This window comes from Citrobacter sp. wls826, assembly GCF_005281245.1.
Taxonomy (GTDB): domain Bacteria; phylum Pseudomonadota; class Gammaproteobacteria; order Enterobacterales; family Enterobacteriaceae; genus Citrobacter; species Citrobacter braakii.
Map to the genome: position 1 here is coordinate 1 of NZ_SZWS01000045.1, position 7,591 is coordinate 7,591.

Annotated in this window: 7 protein-coding genes; 4 read left to right on the forward strand and 3 right to left on the reverse strand. The window is 49.7% G+C overall.

Annotation, left to right across the window (positions count from 1 at the left end):
* Positions 1-105 precede the first annotated feature (105 nt).
* Positions 106-624 carry a molybdopterin-guanine dinucleotide biosynthesis protein MobB gene (gene mobB, locus FDW87_RS09580; RefSeq protein ID WP_029139699.1) on the reverse strand — a complete coding sequence of 173 codons (519 nt, stop codon included), beginning with the start codon at positions 622-624 and terminating at the stop codon, positions 106-108.
* Positions 606-1,190, reverse strand: coding sequence for a molybdenum cofactor guanylyltransferase MobA (mobA, locus tag FDW87_RS09585; protein ID WP_016157861.1), 585 nt, complete (start codon positions 1,188-1,190; stop codon positions 606-608). Before mobA ends, mobB begins: the two co-directional genes overlap by 19 nt.
* Before the next feature lie 69 nt (positions 1,191-1,259).
* Here mobA and FDW87_RS09590 point away from each other — a divergent pair, with 69 nt between their 5' ends.
* The 3 genes from FDW87_RS09590 (at position 1,260) to dsbA (ending at position 3,232) form a co-directional block, all read left to right on the forward strand.
* A complete protein-coding gene (locus FDW87_RS09590; protein WP_003028616.1) occupies positions 1,260-1,529 on the forward strand; it encodes a YihD family protein in 270 nt (89 codons plus the stop codon).
* 76 nt (positions 1,530-1,605) lie between these two features.
* A complete protein-coding gene (locus FDW87_RS09595) occupies positions 1,606-2,592 on the forward strand; it encodes a serine/threonine protein kinase (protein ID WP_016155155.1) in 987 nt (328 codons plus the stop codon).
* A gap of 16 nt (positions 2,593-2,608) precedes the next feature.
* Positions 2,609-3,232: a thiol:disulfide interchange protein DsbA gene (gene dsbA, locus FDW87_RS09600; protein WP_016155156.1), complete on the forward strand. Its 624-nt coding sequence runs from the start codon at positions 2,609-2,611 to the stop codon at positions 3,230-3,232.
* Between the two features lie 13 nt (positions 3,233-3,245).
* Here dsbA and FDW87_RS09605 read toward each other — a convergent pair whose 3' ends face one another.
* Positions 3,246-4,187, reverse strand: coding sequence for an acyltransferase (locus tag FDW87_RS09605; RefSeq protein ID WP_016157862.1), 942 nt, complete (start codon positions 4,185-4,187; stop codon positions 3,246-3,248).
* 363 nt (positions 4,188-4,550) lie between these two features.
* Here FDW87_RS09605 and polA point away from each other — a divergent pair, with 363 nt between their 5' ends.
* On the forward strand, positions 4,551-7,337 hold the full coding sequence (polA, locus tag FDW87_RS09610; RefSeq protein ID WP_016157863.1) for a DNA polymerase I: 2,787 nt from the start codon (positions 4,551-4,553) through the stop codon (positions 7,335-7,337).
* Positions 7,338-7,591 lie beyond the last annotated feature (254 nt).

Here is a 7,591-nt window from a genome sequence, read left to right on the forward strand (position 1 = left end):
AAGCCCATCCTGCCGGATGGGCTTTTTTGCGTCTGCAGGGATGAAAATCGCCGGAAGTGACCTCCCGCCTTATCCGGCCTACAAAGGCGTATCACGACACAGCAGCTATCTTCTTATCCATTGCGTAACAAAATCGGCAACTTGCTGTATATCGTTGATATCTAACAATGGAACATCCACCGCAAGCGGAATATCACTGGCAACCGCGATAACATAGTTGTCTAACGCCAGGTCCTCTGGACTGTGCCCGCAACCGTCGCGAAAAAGAACGATCTTAGCAACAGGTTCATGCTTAAAGCCCTCAACCAACACCATATCCAGTGTAGAAGCATCCATCCTGCTTACCAGGTACGCTAAATCCAGTTCGGGCTCTTCAGGGGTCTCTACCATTAATGCCCAGCGCTGCTGGCTGGCGACCAGGGTTTGTGCTGCACCGGCTTTGCGTAGCTCATAGCTATCTTTGCCGGGCTTATCAACATCCATATTGTGATGAGTATGCTTAATCAATCCGGGACGAATGCCTCTGGCACGTAGCTCCGGGATCAATTTTTTAAGCAGCGTAGTTTTTCCCGTTCCACTCCATGCTGCTATAGCGAGTAATGGGATCATGATTTGTCCTGCCATTTTGCAAGTTCTTCAGGGGTGTTCACGTTCACGAACGCATCTTTATGATCGCTGAAATCGACAGCATGACCGCCAGCCTGGCGCATAAAGACCATAACGCGTCTTTCACCGGACTGAAGATAATCTTGTAGCAAGGGTTGCATGGTGCGGTGCATTAGCGCAATGGTCGGATGATCTCTTTCCCCATCATGCACCCAGACAACCGGTGCAGCTTTGCGCTGTTCCTTCAAACGTTTGACCAGATCGTGAGGAATATAGGGCATATCGCACGGGCAGAACAGAAACCACTCCCCCGCTTGCTGCAGGAATACCGATAGCATCCCGGCCAGTGGGCCAGGGAAATCGGCCAATGAATCAGGGATAACTTTCAGGCCGCTTTGTTGGTAAATATCCCGGTGGCGATTGGCATTAACCACCACGGTTTCGACCTGTAAAGCGAGGGTATCGGCCACATGCCGCCAAAGAGGTTTACCATCCAGCTCAAGCAGACCTTTATCGGTTCCGCCCATCCGTCTGGCCTTACCGCCTGCCAGCACAACCCCTGTTATTGCACTATCCAGAATCACTGATATCGCCTCTTTTAATGTGGGATTGACCCTGCTAACGTATCTGTATTGAGCCTAAGGAGCACAACCATGAAATGTAAACGTCTGAATGAAGTTATTGAACTCCTCCAGCCGGCCTGGCAGAAGGAACCCGATCTTAACCTGATGCAATTTTTACAGAAACTGGCGCAAGAGTCAGGTTTTGACGGCGAACTGGCGGATTTAACTGATGACATTCTGATCTATCACCTGAAAATGCGTGACTCGGCGAAAGACGCCGTCATCCCAGGTATTCAGAAAGATTATGAAGAAGATTTTAAAACCGCACTACTCCGCGCACGTGGCGTAATTAAAGAGTAAAAGCTTGTAATCGCCACCACCGAAAGCGCTGCGAAATGATATCCTGAATCATTCGTAGTATTTTCCGGATGATGGGATGAACGACAACGCTTTTAATTTCCAGACGCTACACCCGGATACCATCATGGATGCACTGTTTGAGCAGGGGATCCGGGTGGACTCCGGGCTTACCCCGCTTAACAGCTATGAAAACCGTGTCTATCAATTCCAGGACGAAGACCGTCGACGCTTTGTCGTTAAGTTTTATCGCCCTGAACGTTGGTCTGTCGAGCAGATCCAGGAAGAGCACCAGTTTGCTCTGGAACTGGTAAGCGATGAAGTCCCGGTAGCTGCACCGCTGGTACTAAGCGGCCAAACGCTGTTAAGCCATCAGGGTTTCCATTATGCGATCTTCCCCAGCGTCGGCGGGCGGCAGTTTGAGGCCGACAATATCGATCAGATGGAGGCGGTGGGGCGCTATCTGGGGCGTATGCATCAGACCGGATGCAAGCGTACTTTTGCCTTTCGCCCGACGATTGGCCTTGAAGAATACCTGACTGAGCCGCGTAAGCTTTTTGAACACGCACAGTTGATCCCATCAGGGCAAAAAGCGGCTTTCCTGAAGGCAACGGATGCGCTTATCGCGGTCGTTACCGAACGCTGGCATGCACGTTTTACCACGTTACGTCTGCACGGTGATTGTCATGCCGGTAATATTCTGTGGCGCGATGGTCCGATGTTTGTCGATTTAGATGATGCCCGCAATGGCCCGGCTGTTCAGGATTTATGGATGCTCCTCAATGGCGATAAAGCTGAACAACGCATGCAGCTTGAAACCATTATCGAGGCTTATGAAGAGTTTAGTGAGTTCGACACCTCTGAAATCGGACTGATAGAACCTTTACGCGCTATGCGTTTAGTTTATTATCTTGCCTGGCTAATTCGACGTTGGGCTGACCCTGCGTTTCCAAAAAACTTCCCGTGGTTAACCGGGGAAGATTACTGGCATCGTCAGACCGCGACCTTTATTGAGCAGGCAAAAATTCTGCAAGAGCCCCCCTTACAATTAACGCCAATGTATTAATCGGAGAAATTTGAACATGAAAAAATTATGGCTGGCGCTGGCTGGTATGGTTTTAGCTTTTAGCGCATCTGCAGCGCAGTTCCAGGATGGCAAACAATACATCACTCTGGAAAAGCCTGTTGCGGGTGAACCGCAAGTGTTGGAGTTCTTCTCCTTCTACTGCCCGCACTGCTATCAGTTTGAAGAAGTTCTTCACGTATCTGATAACGTGAAGAAAAAACTGCCGGAAGGCACTAAGATGACTAAGTACCACGTCGAGTTTCTGGGGCCGTTGGGCAAAGATCTGACGCAAGCTTGGGCCGTTGCTATGGCGCTGGGCGTTGAAGATCAAGTAACCGTTCCGTTGTTTGAAGGTGTTCAGAAAACCCAGACCGTTCAGTCTGTAGCTGATATCCGTAAAGTGTTTGTCGACGCGGGTATTAAGGGTGAAGACTATGATGCGGCATGGAACAGCTTCGTGGTGAAATCACTCGTGGCGCAGCAGGAAAAAGCGGCGGCTGATTTACAGCTGCAGGGCGTTCCGGCAATGTTCGTGAATGGCAAATATCAGGTAAATCCGCAGGGCATGGATACCAGCAGCATGGATATCTTTGTACAACAGTATGCGGATACTGTGAAGTATCTGGTTGGTCAGAAGTAAAAGCAAAAGCCGGTCACTTGTGCTGACCGGCTTTTTCATTTGAGGCTTTAATCGCGTCGAGTTGCGCGTCTTTCTCACTCCACAGCGTATTAAGCCACAGCTGAAACCGACGCTTGAATCCCTTATCGTTCACGTAATCACCGTGTAACTCTTCATGAATTGGCTCCAGATTTACCCGCACGACAATACGCGTTAGCTTACCGCTCAGCATATCGTAGAACGGTCGGCTGCTATTTTCCGGATAGCACAACGTGACGTTCAACATTTTATCGAACTGCGACCCCAGTACGTTCAATGCCATCGCAATACCGGCCGCCTTTGGAGGGAGCAAGTTTTGATAAGGAGAGCGGGTTTGCTCACGTTTCTCTTTGGTAAAGCGTGAACCTTCGACAAAATTCACAATAGTTGTCGGGTGTACGCGAAACTTCTCGCAGGAACGACGCGTTGTTTCGACATCTTTACCGCGCCGTTCTGGATGACGGAGCAGGTAGCCTCGCGAATAGCGTTTCATAAACGGCATATCCAGCGCCCAGCAGGCCAGGCCAATAAAGGGCACCCAGGCCAGTTGTTGCTTGAGGAAATATTTATTCATGGGGATGTGCTTACGGAACAGCACGCAAAGCACAACGATGTCAGCCCAACTGTAATGGTTACAAATGAGCAGATACCAGTTTTTCTTGCTAAGACCTTCCAGTCCCTCGACATCCCACTTCAGTCGCGGATTGAGGTGTAGCAGTAGCGCCAGACCTTCACACCAGCAGTACATCATGAAATTACAGAAGACAGAAACCTTGCGCCAGACAACGGGAACGGGCAAAAGGAGTTTTACAACCCCGGCAAGGATGATCGGCACAGAACAAAAAATCGTGACCAATATGGTCAATACGATACTCAGCAACAGCGTTATCGCAGCGAGTATTCTCGTCATAATTAAATTATTCAAAAGGTTAGCCATAGATAGTGCGCTAAAGAGGCGCAAGGGGCTGATTTTATCAGAAAACGAACCAAATGATGGATCTTCCCTGAATAGAAAAAAAGGGAATATCTATCCACATCAGGATATAAGCTGTATAAATGGAATAAAATGCTACGTATTTATTTAAGCTTCTGAAATATATGTATAAATAAAATGATGTGTTAATTTCATTGCTATATTTAAAGAGCTGAAAATTATTTATTCACAAAGTTATCCACAGTCTTCTTTGCGATCAAAGCAGAAGATCTACAAAAGTTTTTCGACAAATGCGGCGAAAAACTCATGTTTTCATCCTGTCTGTGGCATCCTTTACCCATAATCTGATAAACAGGCACGGACATTATGGTTCAGATCCCAGAAAACCCACTTATCCTTGTAGATGGCTCCTCTTACCTGTATCGCGCATACCATGCGTTCCCGCCGCTGACCAACAGTGCAGGAGAACCTACTGGCGCGATGTATGGTGTCCTCAACATGCTGCGTAGCTTGATTCTGCAATATCAGCCGACCCATGCTGCGGTGGTATTCGACGCTAAGGGTAAAACCTTCCGTGATGAGTTATTCGAACACTACAAGTCACACCGCCCACCCATGCCGGACGATCTGCGTGCGCAGATTGAGCCTCTGCATGCGATGGTAAAAGCGATGGGGTTGCCACTGCTGGCCGTTTCGGGCGTGGAAGCAGACGATGTCATCGGTACGCTGGCGCGAGAAGCAGAGAAGGTGGGGCGTCCGGTGCTGATTAGCACCGGTGATAAAGATATGGCTCAGTTGGTGACGCCGAATATCACCCTGATCAACACCATGACCAATACGATCCTCGGCCCGGATGAAGTGGTGAATAAATATGGTGTTCCACCAGAACTGATCATCGATTTCCTGGCGCTGATGGGGGATTCCTCAGATAACATCCCAGGCGTTCCTGGCGTAGGTGAAAAAACCGCGCAGGCTCTGCTGCAGGGGCTGGGGGGGCTGGATACCCTCTATGCTGAATCAGACAAAATCGCGGGGCTGACTTTCCGTGGTGCGAAAACTATGGCGGGCAAGCTTGAGCAGAATAAAGAGGTAGCGTACCTCTCTTATCAATTGGCTACCATTAAAACGGATGTTGAACTGGAGTTGACCTGCGAGCAGTTGGAAGTACGTCAGCCGGCAGCGGATGAACTGCTTGGCCTGTTTAAACAGTATGAATTCAAGCGTTGGGTTACTGACGTTGAAGCGGGTAAATGGCTACAGGCGAAAGGAACGAAGCCGGCGGCAAAACCACAGGAAACTATCGCCGTCGATGAAACGCCTGAGGGGCCGGCCACGGTTCTCTCGTATGATAACTATGTGACAATTCTGGATGAAGCGACGCTGGAAGAGTGGATTGCGAAGCTGAAAAAAGCGCCTGTCTTTGCCTTCGATACTGAAACTGACAGCCTGGACAACATCTCTGCGAATCTGGTTGGCCTGTCTTTTGCCATTGAACCGGGTGTGGCTGCATATGTTCCTGTTGCCCACGATTACCTGGACGCCCCCGATCAGATCGCTCGCGACCGCGCGCTGGCATTGCTGAAGCCGCTGCTGGAAGATGAGAAAGCGCATAAAGTCGGGCAAAACCTGAAGTATGATCGCGGTATCCTGGCGAACTATGGCATCGAACTGCGTGGAATCACCTTTGACACCATGCTCGAATCCTACATTCTTAACAGCGTCGCTGGCCGACACGATATGGACAGCCTCTCGGACCGCTGGCTGAAACATAAAACCATCACCTTTGAAGAGATCGCCGGAAAGGGCAAAAACCAGCTGACCTTTAACCAGATAGCGCTGGAAGAAGCCGGACGTTACGCTGCGGAAGACGCCGACGTTACGCTACAGCTCCATCTCAAAATGTGGCCAGAATTGCAGCAGCATAAAGGACCGCTGAACGTCTTTGAAAATATCGATATGCCGCTGGTTCCTGTTTTGTCTCGCGTTGAGCGCAATGGTGTGAAAATCGATCCGGCTGTTCTGCACAAACATTCAGAAGAGCTGATGCTGCGTTTGAACGAGCTGGAGCAAAAAGCGCACGAGATCGCCGGAGAAGCGTTTAACCTCTCTTCCACCAAGCAACTGCAAACTATCCTGTTTGAAAAGCAGGGTATTAAGCCGCTGAAGAAAACCCCTGGCGGCGCGCCATCAACGTCGGAAGAGGTACTGGAAGAGCTCGCGCTCGATTACCCATTGCCGAAAGTGATCCTGGAATATCGCGGCTTAGCAAAACTGAAGTCGACCTATACGGATAAGCTTCCGTTGATGATTAACAAGAAAACCGGGCGCGTTCACACCTCCTATCACCAGGCGGTGACTGCTACCGGGCGCTTATCATCCACGGATCCAAACCTGCAGAACATCCCGGTACGTAATGACGAAGGTCGTCGTATTCGTCAGGCGTTTATTGCGCCAGAAGACTACGTGATTGTCTCCGCAGACTACTCACAGATTGAACTGCGTATCATGGCGCATCTCTCGCGTGATAAAGGTCTGCTTACCGCATTTGCCGAAGGGAAAGATATTCACCGCGCAACGGCGGCGGAAGTCTTTGGCTTACCGCTGGATTCCGTGACTGGTGAACAACGCCGCAGCGCGAAAGCCATCAACTTCGGTCTGATCTACGGGATGAGTGCCTTTGGTTTGGCGCGCCAGTTGAATATTCCGCGTAAAGAAGCACAGAAGTACATGGACCTCTACTTCGAACGCTACCCTGGCGTGCTGGAATATATGGAACGCACCCGTGCACAGGCAAAAGAGCAAGGTTATGTCGAAACGCTGGAAGGGCGTCGTCTCTATTTACCGGATATTAAATCCAGTAATGGCGCTCGTCGCGCTGGTGCAGAGCGCGCGGCAATTAACGCCCCGATGCAGGGTACTGCCGCAGACATTATCAAACGCGCCATGATTGCGGTGGACGGATGGCTGCAAACCGAGCAACCACGTGTGCGCATGATCATGCAGGTACACGATGAACTGGTGTTTGAAGTGCATAAAGATGACCTCGAAAGCGTCTCTAAAAAGATCCATCAACTGATGGAAAACGAGACCCAGATTGATGTGCCGTTGCTGGTGGAAGTCGGTAGTGGCGAAAACTGGGATCAGGCGCACTAAGGGTTTACTGAATAACGCCCCTTTTTCGTAACTAAGCAACATAAGATAGAGCTTTTTGTGATGTCCATTAGAATTCCCTATGTAAGGAATGAAAAAAAATTACAAAAAGTGCTTTCTGAGCTGCTCAAAAAAGAGTAAAGTTATTCACGTAGGGTACAGAGGTAAGATGTTCTATCTTTCAGACCTTTTACTTCACGTAATCGGATTTGGCTGAATATTTTAGCCGCCCCAGTCAGTAATGGACCGGCGAAGAG

Bases quoted from the DNA above. Each gene is read 5' to 3' on its own strand.
- mobB (WP_029139699.1), bottom strand. From the start codon at position 624: ATGGCAGGACAAATCATGATCCCATTACTCGCTATAGCAGCATGGAGT.
- FDW87_RS09590 (WP_003028616.1), top strand. From the start codon at position 1,260: ATGAAATGTAAACGTCTGAATGAAGTTATTGAACTCCTCCAGCCGGCC.
- FDW87_RS09595 (WP_016155155.1), top strand. From the start codon at position 1,606: ATGAACGACAACGCTTTTAATTTCCAGACGCTACACCCGGATACCATC.
- dsbA (WP_016155156.1), top strand. From the start codon at position 2,609: ATGAAAAAATTATGGCTGGCGCTGGCTGGTATGGTTTTAGCTTTTAGC.
- FDW87_RS09605 (WP_016157862.1), bottom strand. From the start codon at position 4,187: ATGGCTAACCTTTTGAATAATTTAATTATGACGAGAATACTCGCTGCG.
- polA (WP_016157863.1), top strand. From the start codon at position 4,551: ATGGTTCAGATCCCAGAAAACCCACTTATCCTTGTAGATGGCTCCTCT.